This is a genomic window from Polaribacter sp. L3A8, assembly GCF_009796785.1.
Lineage (GTDB): Bacteria > Bacteroidota > Bacteroidia > Flavobacteriales > Flavobacteriaceae > Polaribacter.
The window spans coordinates 3,077,466-3,094,282 of record NZ_CP047026.1 but is presented as its reverse complement, the minus strand read 5'-3'; the positions used below and the strand labels follow the sequence as shown (position 1 = coordinate 3,094,282).

At 31.0% G+C, this 16,817-nt stretch carries 17 protein-coding genes and 1 pseudogene; 13 read left to right on the top strand and 5 right to left on the bottom strand.

Annotation, left to right across the window (positions count from 1 at the left end; genetic code table 11):
- Positions 1 to 91 precede the first annotated feature (91 nt).
- From GQR92_RS12605 to GQR92_RS12560, 10 genes and pseudogenes are all read left to right on the top strand, one after another.
- Positions 92 to 1,243 carry a glycoside hydrolase family 26 protein gene (locus tag GQR92_RS12605; RefSeq protein WP_158840069.1) on the top strand — a complete coding sequence of 384 codons (1,152 nt, stop codon included), beginning with the start codon at positions 92 to 94 and terminating at the stop codon, positions 1,241 to 1,243.
- 71 nt (positions 1,244 to 1,314) lie between these two features.
- On the top strand, positions 1,315 to 2,154 hold the full coding sequence (locus GQR92_RS12600) for a helix-turn-helix domain-containing protein (protein WP_158840067.1): 840 nt from the start codon (positions 1,315 to 1,317) through the stop codon (positions 2,152 to 2,154).
- A 458-nt stretch (positions 2,155 to 2,612) separates the two neighbouring features.
- A complete protein-coding gene (trxA, locus tag GQR92_RS12595) occupies positions 2,613 to 2,927 on the top strand; it encodes a thioredoxin (RefSeq protein WP_158840065.1) in 315 nt (104 codons plus the stop codon).
- A 295-nt stretch (positions 2,928 to 3,222) separates the two neighbouring features.
- Positions 3,223 to 3,756, top strand: a complete 534-nt coding sequence (locus GQR92_RS12590; protein ID WP_158840062.1) for a carboxymuconolactone decarboxylase family protein — start codon at positions 3,223 to 3,225, stop codon at positions 3,754 to 3,756.
- Positions 3,757 to 3,820: 64 nt separating this feature from the next.
- Entirely contained in the window at positions 3,821 to 4,195 is a 375-nt protein-coding gene (locus tag GQR92_RS12585; protein ID WP_158840060.1) for a plastocyanin/azurin family copper-binding protein, read from the top strand.
- A 357-nt stretch (positions 4,196 to 4,552) separates the two neighbouring features.
- Positions 4,553 to 5,338 (top strand): alpha/beta fold hydrolase, encoded by a 786-nt coding sequence (locus GQR92_RS12580; RefSeq protein ID WP_158840058.1) that lies wholly within the window; start codon positions 4,553 to 4,555, stop codon positions 5,336 to 5,338.
- Positions 5,339 to 5,598: 260 nt separating this feature from the next.
- The gene (locus GQR92_RS12575) at positions 5,599 to 6,603 is read left to right on the top strand and encodes a sugar kinase (RefSeq protein WP_158840056.1); all 1,005 of its coding nucleotides are present in this window, start codon (positions 5,599 to 5,601) and stop codon (positions 6,601 to 6,603) included.
- A gap of 218 nt (positions 6,604 to 6,821) precedes the next feature.
- Positions 6,822 to 6,977: a hypothetical protein gene (locus GQR92_RS12570; RefSeq protein WP_158840054.1), complete on the top strand. Its 156-nt coding sequence runs from the start codon at positions 6,822 to 6,824 to the stop codon at positions 6,975 to 6,977.
- A gap of 9 nt (positions 6,978 to 6,986) precedes the next feature.
- Positions 6,987 to 7,224: pseudogene (locus GQR92_RS12565) on the top strand (TonB-dependent receptor); the annotation flags it as partial.
- A gap of 364 nt (positions 7,225 to 7,588) precedes the next feature.
- Positions 7,589 to 8,557, top strand: a complete 969-nt coding sequence (locus tag GQR92_RS12560; RefSeq protein ID WP_158838325.1) for an IS110 family transposase — start codon at positions 7,589 to 7,591, stop codon at positions 8,555 to 8,557.
- Between the two features lie 99 nt (positions 8,558 to 8,656).
- Here the strand turns inward: GQR92_RS12560 and GQR92_RS12555 are convergent, their stop codons facing one another.
- Complete coding sequence (locus tag GQR92_RS12555; protein ID WP_158840052.1) at positions 8,657 to 10,075, bottom strand: pyridoxal phosphate-dependent decarboxylase family protein; 1,419 nt, start codon at positions 10,073 to 10,075, stop codon at positions 8,657 to 8,659.
- 48 nt (positions 10,076 to 10,123) lie between these two features.
- A complete protein-coding gene (locus GQR92_RS12550; RefSeq protein ID WP_199269138.1) occupies positions 10,124 to 10,426 on the bottom strand; it encodes an ArsR/SmtB family transcription factor in 303 nt (100 codons plus the stop codon).
- Between the two features lie 45 nt (positions 10,427 to 10,471).
- Here GQR92_RS12550 and GQR92_RS12545 point away from each other — a divergent pair, with 45 nt between their 5' ends.
- The 3 genes from GQR92_RS12545 to dcm all read left to right on the top strand — a co-directional run bounded on the left by GQR92_RS12545 (position 10,472) and on the right by dcm (position 12,624).
- Complete coding sequence (locus GQR92_RS12545) at positions 10,472 to 10,630, top strand: hypothetical protein (protein WP_158840050.1); 159 nt, start codon at positions 10,472 to 10,474, stop codon at positions 10,628 to 10,630.
- A gap of 69 nt (positions 10,631 to 10,699) precedes the next feature.
- A complete protein-coding gene (locus GQR92_RS18255; protein WP_441339129.1) occupies positions 10,700 to 11,269 on the top strand; it encodes a hypothetical protein in 570 nt (189 codons plus the stop codon).
- A gap of 83 nt (positions 11,270 to 11,352) precedes the next feature.
- The gene (gene dcm / locus GQR92_RS12535) at positions 11,353 to 12,624 is read left to right on the top strand and encodes a DNA (cytosine-5-)-methyltransferase (RefSeq protein WP_158840048.1); all 1,272 of its coding nucleotides are present in this window, start codon (positions 11,353 to 11,355) and stop codon (positions 12,622 to 12,624) included.
- Here dcm and GQR92_RS12530 read toward each other — a convergent pair.
- The 3 genes from GQR92_RS12530 to GQR92_RS12520 all read right to left on the bottom strand — a co-directional run bounded on the left by GQR92_RS12530 (position 12,570) and on the right by GQR92_RS12520 (position 16,559).
- Positions 12,570 to 13,280: a PmeII family type II restriction endonuclease gene (locus GQR92_RS12530; RefSeq protein WP_158840046.1), complete on the bottom strand. Its 711-nt coding sequence runs from the start codon at positions 13,278 to 13,280 to the stop codon at positions 12,570 to 12,572. The genes dcm and GQR92_RS12530 overlap by 55 nt on opposite strands.
- 75 nt (positions 13,281 to 13,355) lie before the next feature.
- Positions 13,356 to 14,648 carry an aminopeptidase P family protein gene (locus GQR92_RS12525; RefSeq protein WP_158840044.1) on the bottom strand — a complete coding sequence of 431 codons (1,293 nt, stop codon included), beginning with the start codon at positions 14,646 to 14,648 and terminating at the stop codon, positions 13,356 to 13,358.
- 594 nt (positions 14,649 to 15,242) lie between these two features.
- A complete protein-coding gene (locus tag GQR92_RS12520) occupies positions 15,243 to 16,559 on the bottom strand; it encodes a DEAD/DEAH box helicase (RefSeq protein ID WP_158840042.1) in 1,317 nt (438 codons plus the stop codon).
- Between the last annotated feature and the right edge of the window lie 258 nt (positions 16,560 to 16,817).

The window sequence follows — 16,817 nt, the reverse complement described above, 5'->3', positions numbered from 1 at the left end:
TAGCAAGTAATTTTTTGTTTCTATTTTTATGATTATTATAATATTTTTTTGCTTTGTGTAAAAAAAGAACGAGTTATACGACAGAGATTTTATGAACAAGTATATCTTAACCTTATTCTTGGTTACTTCTGTTTTTATAAGTTGTAACAACGAAGATGATTCTTTTGACCCAAATGCAAAACGACTTCCTCCAGTTATTACTGCTCCAATTAATTTTGCAGACCCTAATTTAAATCAACAAGGTGTAGATTTATATAATAGATTAACTAATCTAACTCAAAAAGGCATAGCCTTTGGCCAACAACAACCTTTTGGAACAGGAAATAATTTTCCTGTTCGAAATAAACTAGAAAACGATTTTTTTGAAGTAGCAGGAGACCATCCAGCAATAGCAGGTTTTGATTTAGAATTGATAGGGTTACAACCCGATATACAATCTAATACTGCTTTTCTTCTAGATGAATTTATAAATCAATTTACAGCAGCCATTATAAAAGCTCATGAAAATGGGAGTATTATAACCATAAGTTGGCATCACGTAAACCCAAAAGGTTTTGGCACACCTAATGATGGAAGTTTTAACGATGTTGTAAAAGGTTTTTTAAAAGGAGGAGAATTTAGAGAAGTTTACATTAAGCGTCTTGCAAGAGCGGCAAGATTATTAAATAAATTAGTAGATGCTAATGGAAATTCTATTCCTGTATTGTTTAGACCTTGGCATGAAATGAATGGCGATTTCTTTTTTTGGGGAGAAGGTTTTAGAACTACTGAAGAATACATTCAACTCTGGAGAGATACTGTTCAGATTTTATCCGAAGATTTTAATGTTCACAATCTATTATATGTATATTCTCCCAATTTTGTTGCAAATCGTTCAGAATATTTAAGAAATTATCCCGGAGACGAATTTGTAGATATTTTAGGTATTGATATTTATGATTTTCAAAATAGAAAATTCTTATCTACTGCCTTAAAAAATTTAGAAATTGTAGAAAATATTAGTATTGAAAAAAATATGCTTTTTGCATTAACCGAAACGGGTTTAACCAATGTAGTTGATAACACTTGGTGGACAGAAAGTTTATATAAAGCTATTAGAGCTAGCAGTATTTCTTATGTTATGATTTGGCGAAACGATATGACTTCTTTTTTTCATGCACCCTTTTTAGGACATCCATCAGAAAATAATTTTAAAGAGTTTTTAGATAAAGAAGTGATACTTTTAAGCAAAGATATTTTATAAAGTAGCCTAAAAAGTATTTCCAATTTATGACAAAATTTACTGTACTTTTACTAATAATGAAAACCAAATAAATGGCAGTTCAAGACATTGTAAAATATTCCTTTAAAGAAACCTTTTCTGTAAGTACCGTTCAATTCGAAAAAGCATGTACAATAGATCATTCTGTACAACAAAACGCCTATTCTATTTATTGGATTCAAGAAGGAAGCGGCACCTACAATATCGATTTTGAAAGCTATACGTTTAACGACAATGTGTTGTTCTTTTTATCACCCGGACAAGTATTTACAGTAGATTCCGAACAAATAAAAACCGCCTACAAACTTACTTTTGTAAGAGATTTTTACTGCATACAAACCCACGATACAGAAGTGGCCTGTAACGGAATTCTGTTCAACAATATTTACGAAACACCCTTTGTAAAACCCTGCGAAAAAGACACCAAAAAACTCAACTTTATTTTAGAGAGTCTTATAGAAGAGTTTCAACAAAACGAAACCGCACAATACGATATGTTGCAATCTTATTTAAAGCAATTTATCATTTCTTCGGTTCGTGTAAAAAAGGAAAACCATGTAATTAAAGAAGACACCGAAACCCGTCTTTTTAAAGATTTTAGCTTGTTGGTAGAGCAGAATTTTAAAACCATGCACTCGGTAACAGACTACGCAAACAGATTGGGCCTTTCGCCAAAATCTATTAGCAAACACTTTCAGAAACTGGGTGCAAAAACACCATCAGACTTTATTAAAAACCGCATTTTGTTAGAAGCAAAACGGCAGTTAATTTACACAGATAAAACGGTAAAAGAAATTGCTTTCGAGCTTGGCTTTAACGATCCTGCTTATTTTACACGCTTTTTTACCAAGACCATTTTAAAATCTCCTTTGCAATTTAAAAAGGAGTATTAGTCGGCTATTTATTTCCCTTAGCTTCATAAAACACAAAGTAACAAGCGTTGTATTTTTTTATCCAGCTTTGTCATTTCGACCTTTTGAGAGAAATCTCATAAAGTTTGGTTGGTGTTGCGTTATCACTATTATGAGATATTTCCTATTGTAGAAATAACAAATTTGTGGTTTATTGTTCTAGCTTCACTCAACATTTTTTAATTTTCTTGGGCGTGCCCTTATCAGGTCAGGCTTTCGCAACTCGCTTTTTAAAGTTTTATCAAACTTTAAAAGAGCTCAAACAACTTGCTCTATCCTTCACGCGTGCATTTTTGCCAACTTTTTTACCTTGTCCAAACAGTAAGAACTTTTGTCCATTTTTAAACCTCTATCTCGGTTGCATCTTTGCAGTGTGTAACAATAACAACACAACAACAATATATAAATCCTGCTTTAGCAGCAATTAAAAATAAGAAAAAATGGAAACTCAATTAGAACAAACAGACTTTAACAATGTTATAGAAAACAACAGCAGTGTATTATTAGATTTTTATGCAGACTGGTGTGGACCTTGTCAAACATTATTGCCAACCATCAACAAATTAGCAGATGAATTAAAGGAAAACATTACCATTAAAAAAGTAAATGTTGATGAATACCCAGAATTAGCAGCAAAGTTTAATGTAAGAAATATACCAACATTAATTTTCTTTAAAAACGGAGCGCCTGCAGACAGACACACAGGTTTAATTACAGAAAGAAACTTAAGAAGTAAAATAGACCGCTTAAAATAAGCGCTGCAATCATCAAAAAAAAAAGACAATTTTTTAACGAGTCCAAATCAAAGGAACTTTTGTCCAATTTTTGAAGTCACTATCGGTTGCATCTTTGCAGAGTCAATTAATAACAAAAACAACAATTATGAAAACTATAGAAAACACACAATGCCCAAACTGTTGGGGATACCAAACATACGACGAGCAAAACCCAGAACAACAAATTTGCAAATGCAAATAAAATACCGAAACTAGTTTTGCACAAGTAAAACAAATACAAAACATTAATAAAAAAATATTTTAAAATAAAATTATGAGCACATTTAACGTACCAACAAAAAACGAAGTATCTGCAAATAACCAAGCAATCTTTACTCAGTTAGAAAAAGGGTTAGGTTTTGTACCCAACTTATATGCAGCATTTGCACACAGTGAAACTGCATTAGGTAACTTTTTAGCAATCGGAAACGGAAAAACTAGTTTTTCTGCAAAAGAAAAAGAAGTAATAAACCTAGCAGTAAGTCAAGTAAACAATTGTGTTTATTGTTTATCTGCACACACAGCAATTGGTAAAATGAATGGTTTTACAGAAGAGCAAATCTTAGAATTAAGAGTTGGTAAAGCATCTTTTGATACAAAATTAAACGCTTTAGCTAATTTTTCTAAAAGCGTAGCAGAAAACAGAGGAGCAGCAACACCAGAAACAGTAGAAAACTTATACGCAGCAGGATATACTAAAGGAAACTTGGCAGATGCAATTATCTTAATAGGAGAAATTACCATTACCAACTACTTTCATAAAACAACAGATGTTGCCGTAGATTTCCCTTTAGCACAAGCATTATAAATAAGAGTAAATAATAATAATAATAAACAATCAATTTTTTAATCAATAGTAATACACAACAATCATGAAAAAAGTAATCGCAATTTTAGTAGTAGTTTTAGGTTTCGCATTTAGTACAAACGCACAAGATAAAATGGATAAAGCAGCTGTAAAAACAGTTTCTTTAGAACAAACAAAAGGTGAGTTTACTCAGAAACAAATTACCTTATCTGAAGGAACTTATATTTTTGAAGTAGCAAACAACAACGTGGGGCATAATGTAGGTTTTGTTTTAGCACCAAAAGCAGATGTAAAAGCGCACATTAAAAACGCGTATGTTACTGCACAAGTAAAAAACAACACCAAAGAAACTTCTAAAGAAGTAACGCTTGCAAAAGGAGAATATGTTTATTTCTGTCCTTTAAACCCAACACCACAATATACGTTAATCGTAGAATAATTTCTTTATTCAAATTAGGGGGAGGGCAAACAGAAATGTTTGCCTTTTTTGTGTTTATACACTAAAATTTTTCTGGTATAAAAGTTTGATAATTCATAGGTGGTCTAACATACGCTTTACCCTCTGGTAACGGAAGTATTTCTATAGGTTTTAAATCCGTTTTTTCATAAATAACTATATAAAACAACAACTAATACATTTCCCTAACCTTTAGTACGTATATGAATTCTTGCTCATAATTAAATTTCTTTATTCCTATTAAGTAAATTACGAACTTCAAAAAAACATTTTAATGTACATCAAAATTAAATGTCTTATTTTAGCATTTCGGTTTTTATTAAATAAAAAAATAAACGTTTGTTAAACTACTACTCTTACCCACATACAACCTCTAAAGAATGGGTTACTTTTGTTCACGGAGCAGGAGGCAGCAGTTCTATTTGGTTTAAACAGGTTAGAGATTTTAGAAAACATTTTAATATTTTAATTTTAGACTTACGTGGCCACGGAGACAGTAAACCTAAGTTAAAAGATACCTTTAAAGCAAAGTATACTTTTGATTCTATTACGGCAGATATTGTTGAAGTAATAGATCATTTAAAAATTGAAAAGTCTCATTTTATAGGTATTTCTTTAGGTACTATTCTTATTAGAAATCTTGCAGAAAAAAGACCAGAAATGGTAAAAAGTATGATTATGGGCGGTGCCATTATTAAAATGAACTTCCGCTCTCAAGTATTAATGAAACTTGGCAATATCTTTAAATCTGTAGTGCCTTATATGTTATTGTATAAACTCTTTGCATTTATTATAATGCCAAAGAAAAATCATAAAAACTCTAGATTGTTGTTTGTTAACGAAGCGAAGAAATTATATCAAAAAGAATTTTTACGTTGGTTTAAATTAACATCAGAAATTAACCCACTTTTACGCTTTTTTAGAACAAAAGATATTAAAATCCCTACGCTATACGTAATGGGAGCCGAAGATCATTTGTTTTTGCCTTCTATAAAAAACATTGTTGCCAAACATGTTACTTCATCACTTTTTGTTATAGAAAATTGTGGTCATGTGGTAAATGTAGAACAACCAGAAATGTTTAACAACCAAACAATTCGTTTTATATCCTCTTTAAGAGCATAATTAGCTGTTTATTTTATTATACAAGTTTTATTTTAACTTATTTTGCTTAAAATTGGTTAACCAATTGACGTAAATATGCATTTTTTATTCAGTTTTTATTTTTATTTAAAGAGCTCTTTAAAAATTAAAAGAGCTAAAAACCCTTTAATACAAAGGCTTTGACATTATTATATACTCAACAATATCTTAGAATATTTAAAAATAAAACAACACTTTAATCCTTTTTTATAAAGTATATTTGTTTTATAAAATCTTTTATTATGAATCAGATAATTACATTTGGCGAAGTTTTAATGCGAATTTCTCCTTCAGGAAATAAAAAATTTATTCAATCTAACCAAGTAGAATTTTATTTTGGTGGTACAGAATTAAATGTTGGTATTTCTGTATCAAATTTTGGAGCAGATGTAAAACATATTTCATGTGTTTCTGATGATTTTATAGGGGATACTGCAATTTCTTTTCTAAGAAAATTTGACGTTAGTACTACTGCAATTGTTCGTTCTAGTAGACCTTTAGGTGTTTATTTTTTAGAAGTTGGTGCAGTTATGAGACCGAGTTCTATTTCTTACAATAGATCCCACTCTTCTTTTTCTGAAATTCAACCAGAAATGGTAGATTGGGAAAAATCTTTAAAAAAAGGAAAATGGTTTCATTGGACAGGGATTACGCCTGCGCTTTGTAAAGGTGGTTATGAAACTTTAAAAGAAGGATTAATTCTTGCTCAGAAAAAAGGTATGGGAATTTCTGCGGATCCAACGTATAGAAGTGGTTTATGGAAATGGGGAGGAATTCCAAAAGAAGTTTTATCAGAATTAGTTAATTATTCTACCGTTTTTATTGGAGGTGTAAATGAAATAAATGAACTTTTAGATACCAATTTTTCTTATTCTAATGAAGATTTTATTGAAGCTAGTAAGCAATTAATGGAAAAATATCCTACCATAGAAAAAGTGTTCGACAAAATAAGAACATCTATCAATTCTTCTTGGCATAAAATTAGAGCAAGAATGTGGAATGGTAAAGAATTTAAAGAAACCCAAGATTTAGACATCACACATATTGTAGACAGAATTGGTACTGGTGATGCTTTTGCTGCCGGAATAATTCATGGTTTACAAAAATTTGATGACTTTAAAACTATGGAATTTGGTAGTGCAGCTTGTGCTATTAAACACACCTATTTAGGCGATATTAATTACGCAAACGAAAAAGAAGTAATGAGTATTCTAGAAGGTAATACCACAGGTAGATTACAGAGATAATAACAAGCAATATATCTATACAAAAAAAGACAAACTTAAATGTTTGTCTTTTTTTGTTTTAGGAAAAAGTTATTATAAATAATGTAAGGTTAGGCAAGTTTTAAAAAAACAAAATATTTGCATTGTGAAAATAACAGCCATCTTTTTATCTTTATTCTTACTTACGAAACCTCAGCTTCCGTTATTAAAATATGCCGCTTTTTACGATTATATTAAAAATGAAACATTTACTTTTTATTGTAATTGCAACTCTTGTTGTGATTACTTCTTATACGCTAGAAAAAACGGATTACAAAGTAGAATTAAACATTAAAACTACCAAATATATAGAGTTCGAAGAAGTCACATCAATAATTAGCGGAGATTATACCTAAAAAAGAGCTAGTTTAAGAGGAATCTTGGATGAAATTGTAATTATTGCTGCCAAAAGAAGAAAATAGAAACGAAAATGAAAATAGCTGTTTCTGTTGATGAATTTTTAGCTTCTACAGATAACATCAGTTTTATTAAACGTGGTGCGTATGCTTGGGAACCTCTAATAACCTGAGTACGGAGCGTTCTATGGTTACCATAGACGGCATGCATGTTTTTGGCGCTTGTACAGATAAAATGGATCTGGTAATGTTATTATATGGTTTGTTGCCAACGTAATTGTCTAAGATTAGTTGCGTGTTCTAAGCACTAAAGTTAACAAATAAATCACAGATAGAAAGTCCGCGAGGACTTTCGCAAGTAGGCAAGAAGCCAGCAATAAATTATATACGGCTTAAGTTAGCATTTTATAATAAAAGACTAAATTTAAGTATATAATCAGAAAGAATAAAAGAGAGAATTAAGGTTAATTTATACGGTGAAGCTTAGACTTCGACAACATTGGTAATCCTCTCTCTTTTCTACTAAAATCACGTTCAGTTCTGTGAGACCTAGATCTCGTTTTCAAGTTGTTGTGAGTAAAAGTAGGTTATTCTTTCATAAATCAGTTCTTATGAATAAATATAAGGAAATTTTTGGAGTTGACATCAGTAAAGACGTTTTTGATGTTTATGGAAGTACAAGTGGTCATGATCAGTTTAAAAATGATGAATTAGGGTTTAAAATATTCTTAAAAAATCTCCCTAAAAACTCATTAGTAATTATGGAAGCAACGGGTTATTACCATTACAGGTTAGCTCAGTTTTTATACAAACAAAGCATTTTTGTATCTGTTGTAAATCCTTTATCTGTAAAGCGTTTTATCCAAATGAAATTGTCTAAAGTAAAGACGGATAAAAGTGATGCAAAGGCTATCTGTGAATATGGAGGCATCAATGAAGTTCCATTGTATACTGCTCTTACCAATGTTCAGAGTGAGTGCTTACAGTTGTTTAGATTATTAGATAGTGATATTAAAAAACGCACAGCGGTAAAGAATAAAATTCACGGAGAAGAAGTTTTAGGGATTCCCTCTAAGTGGGTTTATGGTTCTTTAAAACGGACTAAAAAACATTTAGATAAAGAGATTTTAGGAATCGAAACAAAAGTACTTTCGTTAGTAAAACAAGACCAGCAAGCACAATTAACATTACTAACTAGTATTCCAGGGATAGGTTTGAAAACGGCATTGTTTTTAATCGTAATTACTGATGGGTTTAGGAAGTTTGAAACGGCTTCACAATTATGTAGTTATGTAGGGATCACTCCAACGATAAGAGTGTCTGGAAGTAGTGTACGTGGAAGAAGTAGAATAAGTAAGGTTGGAAATAGGAAACTACGAAACCTCTTGTTTCTCTGTGCTTTTACAGCTTGTAAACATAATAAAGGATGTCGTGAGATTTATGAGCGAATTGTTAACAAGGGTAAGAGTAAGAAATTGGCTTTAATAGCGGTTTCAAATAAATTGATAAAACAGAGTTTTGCTATCGCAAAATCAGGTTTACCATATGACGAAACGTACGTTTCTGTTTTATCAAAATAAATAGTAATTACATAAAAAATAAAAGCTCAAAATACTAATTGATAGAATTATGAGCCTATAATAATAGTGCGTAAATTTAATGAAGAAAAGAGTTGTTTTTTAGCTCAGTTCTTTGTTAGCATTAGTTATTTCCAATTCTAACGCCTTTTCAAATGATTTCACAGATTTAGATATGTCGTTTTCAGTAGTAGCCCAAGAGCATATGCTTATTCTCATAACTTTTTTCCCAAACCACATAGAACCACCAAGCCAACATTCTCTTAACGTTTGTATATTACTTAAAACCTGTTCAGTAATTTTGTCCGAATCACATCTCACAATTACTTGATTAAAAACAATATCATTTTCAACGTGAAAACCTTTTGTTTTTTCTATTTCTTCTGCAAATTGTTTTGCTCTTTGATTCATAGTTAGAATCATTTCATCAATTCCGTTTTTCCCTAGATACTTCATTATTGACCATAATTCAATTATTCTTGCTCTTCGAGACATTTCAGGTGTGTAAAACATTCCGTCTCTTTCAGTACTTTCTATAATATAGCTTCCAGACATATGAAGAGCAGAAGTCATAGCTTCTTGGTCTGAACAAAGTATGATTCCACAATCATAAGGTGTGTTCAATGTTTTGTGACCATCTACAGCCCAAGAAGTAGCATTTCCTATTCCTTTTGTTAAATATTTTAATTCATTTACTGCCTCAGCCCACAAACCAAATGCACCATCGATATGAACCCAAGTATTGGCTTTTTTTGCTTTCTTGCAAATGACTTCAAAGTTATCAAATGCACCACTATTTACATTACCCGCTTGCAAAATTAGAATTGTATTCTCATCTAATTCAGGAATTAAATCAGGAATAATTCTACCTTGATTGTCTACATCCACCCATTCAATGTTTTCTGTTCCTAAGCCTAATATGCCTATTGCTTTTAAAACTGTTGAATGCGATTGTTTTCCTGTTACAATTCTTATTTTAGGTGAGTCTCTAAGGCCTTTTTCATTTATATCCCAATTATTCCTTTTTAGAACACGAAATCTTGCTGCTGCCAAACCACATAGATTAGCAGTAGATGTTCCGCTTACAAATCCTGCAGATGTGTTTGGTGGTAAATTAAATAAATCTACGAGCCATTTTTCTACAACAGATTCTAGTTTACTTCCAATTGGTGATAAAACATTCATTGCTGGTGCTTGATCCCAATAAGTTCCTAAGCTTTTGGCTGCTAAACCTACAGGAACTGAACTTCCGCAAACGAATCCGAAGTATCTCCCACCTAATGTTGCTGTTGTTGCAGGACTCCCGTATTTATTTAACTGCTCTAATACACTTTTAGCATTTGTAGAATCAGTAGGTAGTTCTTCGTTAAATATTGACAAGTTTTTGACAGCTTCTTCTGTTGGGTAAACATTTCGGTCAAAAACACTTTCTAAATATTCAAATGAATACTGTTGGGCTTGGTTAAATATTTCTTTGTTTCTAATTTCTAGAAACATTTTATTTTGAATGTTGTTTTTCATTTTTTATTAATTTATAAATAGAGAAATATCGAATTGTAGGTGTAAAACTTAAAGTTCTTTATTAAGTTGATTAATATATTTTTTAATATTTTGTTCATTTCTTTTAAAATATGTCCATTTACCTAGTCTTGTCGCTGTAACAAGACCTGATTTTTGTAATTGAGACATATATTGAGATATTGTAGATTGTGATAAATTAGCTTTATTTTTAATAAAAACAAGACAAACGCCAAAATCAAAATGACCTAACTCTAAATGAGGTGGGAAATTATCTTCTGGTTTTTTAAGCCAATTTAGGATATCAACTCTAACTTGATTTGATAATGCTTTATTAATTTCTATTAAATTCATAATTCAAATATAACAAATCTATAAATACCGATATGTTTTTAATTAATGCCAACTTCTTATATAGAAAGTAATAATCTTTCTGAAATTGATATAAAATCAGGACAACCAGGTAGTTTACACGGAGCAACTATAGCAGGTAGTATCAATATAAAAAAGAAAAGTACCACATTCTCATATTCAAAAAAATGGAGCGGAGAAAATTAAACTGGTTTTTAATTTAACAATAATCAGTTTTTTAACCTTGCTAATGTTTCTTATTCCGATGATAAATTGGTGGTTGATGGATGTATTTCTAACAGAAAAGCAGAGAATTATAGCAACGGAAATAACAACGAATTAAACCATTCTCAATACAAGAAACTAAATACATCCTTAGGTGTTGCTTACAAAACCAGTGATTTATCCTCTGTAAGAGTAGATGCTATTTTTGATAGAGCAAAAGATGTTGTTTTTCCTGCACTACCTATAGAGACATCATTATCTAGAGCTTTAATTACCTCTGTTGCCTACAAGCAATTTTTTAAAAAAGGCATCATAAAAATTTGGGATACCAAAGTCTATTTTAATGCTATAGAGCATTATATGGATGATACAGTTACTTTAGTTTCTACTGCAAATATTACCAACAATGCAACACCAAGTGCACATACAGCTACAGAAATGATGAAGTTTGTAGAAAATATTGGTGGTAACAGAGATAGTGATGTTACAGGTTTTAGTGCCGATAATTTAGATCCTATTTTAAAAGAGAACAACAATAGAATTGCTATTACCGAAGAAGAAAAAAGCAACCTTATTTTATTTATGAAAACCTTAAGCCATACTGATTTTAATGGGCAGTAATTAAAATATCAAGTTTTAAATAATCGATAGGTTACATATATATATTTTACTATATTTGTAACCAATGTTTAATGTTGACTAATGTGGTTATAAAAAATTATTATTCTTTAGCTGAAGCTTCAGAAATTCTAGGTAAAAGTAAAGAAACTTTAAGAAGATGGGATAGAAATGGAAAACTAATTGCAGCAAGAGAACCAATTAGTGAGTATAGAATCTATAAAAAAGAAGAAATAAATTCTTTGTTAAATCTTTTTGAAAATGAAGTAGACGATATAGTTGATAATTTTGAACTCCCGAATAATGAGTATAAGGTTTTAGAACTTTTTGCGGGCGCTGGTGGTTTAGCAATTGGCTTAGAAAAAGCAGGTATTAAATGTGAAGCTTTAAATGAAATAGACAAATGGGCTTGCCAAACATTAAGAAATAATAGACCAAATTGGAATGTTATTGAAGGAGATATTAGAAATATTAGTTTTAAAAAATACAAGAATAAAGTAGACATTATTACTGGTGGCTTTCCATGTCAAGCATTTAGTTACGCTGGCAAAAGACTAGGTTTAGAAGACGCAAGAGGTACTTTATTTTACGAATTTGCTAGAGCTGTAAAAGAAGTAAATCCACCAATTTGTATTGGTGAAAATGTAAAAGGACTGCGTTCTCATGAAAAAGGAGCAACCTTAAAAGGAATGATTTCAATTTTAGATGAAATTGGCTATAATGTAGTTCCTGTAGAAGTTCTAAAAGCAATAAATTATAAAGTTCCGCAAAAAAGAGAACGTATAATTGTTGTTGGAATTCGAAAAGATATTGATATAAAATACGAATACCCAAAACCACACCAAACCATTTACAACTTAAAAGACGCTTTAAAAAAAGGAGAACTATTCTCTTCTGATGTACCAAAATCCGAAGGCTCTAAATACCCAGAACATAAAAAAGTTATTTTAGATTTAATTCCACCAAAAGGATATTGGAGAAATTTACCAATTGAAATTCAAAAAGAATATATGGGGAAAAGCTTCTATTTAGGTGGAGGAAAAACAGGAATGGCAAGAAGAATTGGTTGGGATGAACCAAGCTTAACACTCACTTGTAGTCCTGCTCAAAAACAAACAGAACGTTGTCATCCAGATGAAACAAGACCTTTTACAGTGAGAGAATACGCAAGAATTCAAACATTTCCAGACTCTTGGAAATTTGCTGGTTCTATTTCTCAACAATACAAACAAATAGGAAATGCAGTTCCTTGTAATTTAGGACAAGAAATAGGTTACTCTATTGTGACATTTTTAAATAAGCTTTATGAGAAATCGAACAAATCGGAAGATTCGATTTCTTTAGCTAATGCTTTGTAACCTTTTTCAAAAAAATCTTCTGTATTTAAAGTTAAAATCATCTCATCTAAATTTGAAACTAGCTTTTCGTAAAAGTTTGGAAATCCAGTAATTCTATGCCAAAATTCTTTACCAATGATTACTGGAAATTGTGTGTCAATTTTTTTATAATGCTGACTTAACTGTTCCGAATCTCCATATAAAACACCTAAAATTAAGTCAGAATTATTTAAATTAATTGCATTCGTTCTTGCTAAATTTGTAACTGTAGAAAACTTCTTTAATAATGGATTTACATCTTCCGAATTAATAGTATTTGGACCAGATTTTAACTGACACCACTTCTTTCTTCCATCTATTTTATCAGTAAATTCAATATCCATTCCTTTAATTAAAGAACCGCTAGCTAAACCTAACTCAACAAACATATTTTGAATTCTTGTTCCAAAAGAAGTATTTATAGAAGTTCCTAAAATTCTTGGATAATATAAAGCTTTTGCAATCCCAACAGGCGTAAAATTGTCTTCTAAAATTTTAGATAAATACTTAACAATAATAGGGTTTATCTTGTAAGATTTTAATTTAGAATGTGTCTTTAAAGCATTGATTTTGTGATTATCAAATATCTTTTCTTCAAAATAATTTGTAATGATTTCTAATAGTTCTTTTTCTTTCATATCTACAAATATAGAGAATTCAAAACACAAAAAAAGCGAGTTATAAAACTCGCTTTTAAATATTTATTGTAAGATTTAACCTTGCATTATAGCCTCAATTTCATCTGCTTCAATAGGTATATTTCCCATTAAGTTAAAAGGCTCTCCTTTTTCTTGAATCACCACATCATCTTCTAAACGAATTCCAAAACCTTCTTCCGGAATATAAATTCCTGGCTCTACTGTAAATACCATATTTGCTTCCATCGGCTTGTGTAACAAACCATAATCATGCGTATCTAAACCAATATGATGGCTTGTACCATGCATAAAGTATTTCTTATACGCTGGCCAATCTTTAGCTGCATTCTGCACATCAGCCTTGTCTAATAAACCTAATTTCAGTAATTCAGAAGTCATCATATCACCAACCTCAACATGGTATTCTTTCCATAAAGTACCTGGCACCAATAATTTTGTAGCTTCTTTTTTAATATGATTTACAGCATTATAAACTGCCTTTTGTCTATTAGAAAATTTCCCAGAAACAGGTATCGTTCTTGTTAAATCACTTTTATAATTAGCATATTCTGCGGCAACATCTAATAAAATTAAATCTCCACTTTTACACTCTTTATTATTTTCTACATAATGTAAAACATTTGCATTATTACCACTTGCAATAATTGGTGAGTATGCAAAGCCTTTAGATCTATTTCTTACAAACTCATGTAATAATTCGGCTTCAATTTCATATTCCCAAACACCAGGTTTTACAAAATCTAAAATTCTACGAAACCCTTTTTCTGTAATATTACATGCCTTTTGTATTAAATCTAACTCAATAGTATCTTTTACAGAACGTAATTTATGCAAAATAGGACCACTTTTTGCAACACCATGTGCAGGATATTTAGCTAACAACCACTTTGTAAAACGATCTTCTCGCGTTTCTGTTTCTACATTTGCTCTATAATGCTCGTTTGTGTTAATGTAAAAAGTATCTGCATATGTAGAAAGTTCAAATAATACTTTTTCTAAATCTTGCAACCATAAAACTGTTTTAATACCACTCGTTTCAAAAGCAGCTTCTTTAGTTAATTTAGCACCTTCCCAAACCGCTATATGGTCATTGGTTTCTCTAACAAATAATACTTCTCTATAAGCTTCGTTAGGACAATCAGGAAACAAAAACAATACACTTTCTTCTTGATCTACACCACTTAAAAAAAAGATATCTCTATGCTGCTCAAAAGGCATTGTACTATCTGCACTAATCGGATAAATGTCATTAGAATTAAAAACAGCCAAACTATTTGGCTTCATTGCAGCAGCAAAGTTTTTTCGATTTTTTATAAATAATTTTGAGTCTATTTTATCGTATTTCATACTGATGAATTTATGTTTACTAACAAAGGTAGCAATATTTAGGCGGCTACAATTTCACTATTAATAAAATATAAAAATCTCTTTCTATATTTTATTATGCTCAATTGTATTTTACATCAAAAAGACTAAAATAATACATTATAATTGTTGTTTTTTGGGCGTTCGAGCGGGCTTTCCATTATATCTTTTTGCTAAAAAAGCAAAAAGGATGTCATTGCAATCCCTAACGCAAATTAGTTACATGTAAAACAGAAGCAATACCACCATACCTGTCACTTCAAAGCATTGAGAAGTCACATAACAGTAATAACACAACAACTAAAAAGCCTTATGTGATTTCTCCCACGCTCGAAATGACAAACTGCATGAAAAAAAACCTCCAAAACCTGTCACTTCGAAGTATTAAAAAGTCCAATAACAGTGATAACACAACAATCAGCAAATACTATGTAATTTCTCTGACTGTTCGAAATGACAGCCTTGGTGGTTTTTGTGCCTAAAAAGAGGTATTAATAGTTCTTTAAAAGTAAAAATCCTACAAGGTTAACAACCTTGTAGGATAATAAAATTTGTGTAAATTAGAGAAATTAGTGTCTAAAAACGCTTCTTTTTCGGCGCTCCAGTCCTACCTCTTCCAGAAGTACTTTCTGGTTTATTTCCTTTAAAATGAGGCTTCTTTTTTGGTCTGTCTCCTTGAGAAGCACCTCCATTTGTAGGTCTTTTTTTCTTACCAAAAGAACCTTTACTCTGTGTTGCCGCTCTTTTAGGTGCTGCCGTATCTGTAGGTTCAAAACCTTCTACTACTGTAGAATTTAATTTTTCTTTTAGTAATTTTTCAATTTCACTTTGGTACTCCGTTTCTTCACTACAAACTAAAGAAATTGCTTCTCCAGCCGCTCCTGCTCTACCAGTTCTACCAATTCTATGTACGTAATCTTCTGGTACATTTGGTAACTCAAAGTTAATTACGTGTGGTAATAAAGGAATATCTAAACCACGTGCCGCAATATCTGTAGCAACCAATGCTTTAATAGTATTTTCTTTAAAGTTTCTTAATGCTTTTGTTCTTGCACCCTGACTCTTATTTCCGTGAATTGCAGCGGCAGAAATTCCTGCTTTTACCAATTTCTCGGTTAATTTATTTGCCCCGTGTTTGGTTCTTGTAAAGATTAAAACCTGACTCCAGTTTCCGTCTTTTATCAACTTAATGGTAAACTCAGTTTTTTTACCTTTATCAACCTGATACACTTTATGTGTTACTTTTTTAGCAGTTGAATTCTGTGGTTCTGCTTCTACAGAAACAGGATTATTTAAAATACCCGAAGCTAATTTTTTAATATCAGTAGAAAAAGTTGCCGAAAACATTAAGTTCTGACGCTTTGCAGGCATAAAACTAATCAGTTTATTTAAGTCTCTTGCAAAACCCATGTCTAACATTCTATCTGCTTCATCTAAAATTAAAACATCTATTCTGTTAAAAGACACTGCTTTCTGAGTGTGTAAATCTAATAATCTACCAGGTGTTGCCACTAAAATATCTACTCCACTTCTTAACGTTGCAATCTGTGGTTTTGCATTAACTCCACCAAAAACTACGGCAGATTTTATGTTTACATACTTACTGTATTCTCTAACGTTATCGTAAACCTGTGCAGCTAATTCCCTTGTTGGCGTAAGTACTAACGCACGTAAAGGTCTGTATTTTACATGCTTAGTTTCTGCTAAATATTGTAAAACTGGCAAGGTAAAACCTGCTGTTTTTCCTGTACCTGTTTGTGCAGATGCTAAAATATCTTTACCTTCTAATATATGTGGTATTGCTTTTTCTTGTATTGGTGATGGTTTGGTGTATCCTTTTTCTTCTACTGCTTTTACCAAAGCGGGAGATAAACCTAAATCTTTAAATGTCATAAAAGTTATTTTTGAAAGCAACTTTATGTAGTTGTTTCAGCCTGCAAAGATACGTTGTTTAAAATTGAGGATGAATTTTTCTTAAAATTCCTTTTTATGGTGGTTTCTCTCAACCTTCGAAATGACAAAACTGAACGTTTTCTTTTATTTCTTACTGTTGATAAAAAGGTGTAATAGACAAAATGGTTGGTAAAATCTTCCTTATCCATTTTGTTTATTAGCTTTGAGTCAAATCAAAGGTTTTGAATAAAAAAAATG

What these genes read in the sequence shown, in the direction of transcription:
- GQR92_RS12605 (WP_158840069.1), top strand. Translation starts at nt 92, where the DNA reads ATGAACAAGTATATCTTAACCTTATTCTTGGTTACTTCTGTTTTTATA.
- GQR92_RS12600 (WP_158840067.1), top strand. Translation starts at nt 1,315, where the DNA reads ATGGCAGTTCAAGACATTGTAAAATATTCCTTTAAAGAAACCTTTTCT.
- trxA (WP_158840065.1), top strand. Translation starts at nt 2,613, where the DNA reads ATGGAAACTCAATTAGAACAAACAGACTTTAACAATGTTATAGAAAAC.
- GQR92_RS12590 (WP_158840062.1), top strand. Translation starts at nt 3,223, where the DNA reads ATGAGCACATTTAACGTACCAACAAAAAACGAAGTATCTGCAAATAAC.
- GQR92_RS12585 (WP_158840060.1), top strand. Translation starts at nt 3,821, where the DNA reads ATGAAAAAAGTAATCGCAATTTTAGTAGTAGTTTTAGGTTTCGCATTT.
- GQR92_RS12575 (WP_158840056.1), top strand. Translation starts at nt 5,599, where the DNA reads ATGAATCAGATAATTACATTTGGCGAAGTTTTAATGCGAATTTCTCCT.
- GQR92_RS12570 (WP_158840054.1), top strand. Translation starts at nt 6,822, where the DNA reads ATGAAACATTTACTTTTTATTGTAATTGCAACTCTTGTTGTGATTACT.
- GQR92_RS12560 (WP_158838325.1), top strand. Translation starts at nt 7,589, where the DNA reads ATGAATAAATATAAGGAAATTTTTGGAGTTGACATCAGTAAAGACGTT.
- GQR92_RS12555 (WP_158840052.1), bottom strand. Translation starts at nt 10,075, where the DNA reads ATGAAAAACAACATTCAAAATAAAATGTTTCTAGAAATTAGAAACAAA.
- GQR92_RS12550 (WP_199269138.1), bottom strand. Translation starts at nt 10,426, where the DNA reads ATGAATTTAATAGAAATTAATAAAGCATTATCAAATCAAGTTAGAGTT.
- GQR92_RS12545 (WP_158840050.1), top strand. Translation starts at nt 10,472, where the DNA reads ATGCCAACTTCTTATATAGAAAGTAATAATCTTTCTGAAATTGATATA.
- GQR92_RS12530 (WP_158840046.1), bottom strand. Translation starts at nt 13,280, where the DNA reads ATGAAAGAAAAAGAACTATTAGAAATCATTACAAATTATTTTGAAGAA.
- GQR92_RS12525 (WP_158840044.1), bottom strand. Translation starts at nt 14,648, where the DNA reads ATGAAATACGATAAAATAGACTCAAAATTATTTATAAAAAATCGAAAA.
- GQR92_RS12520 (WP_158840042.1), bottom strand. Translation starts at nt 16,559, where the DNA reads ATGACATTTAAAGATTTAGGTTTATCTCCCGCTTTGGTAAAAGCAGTA.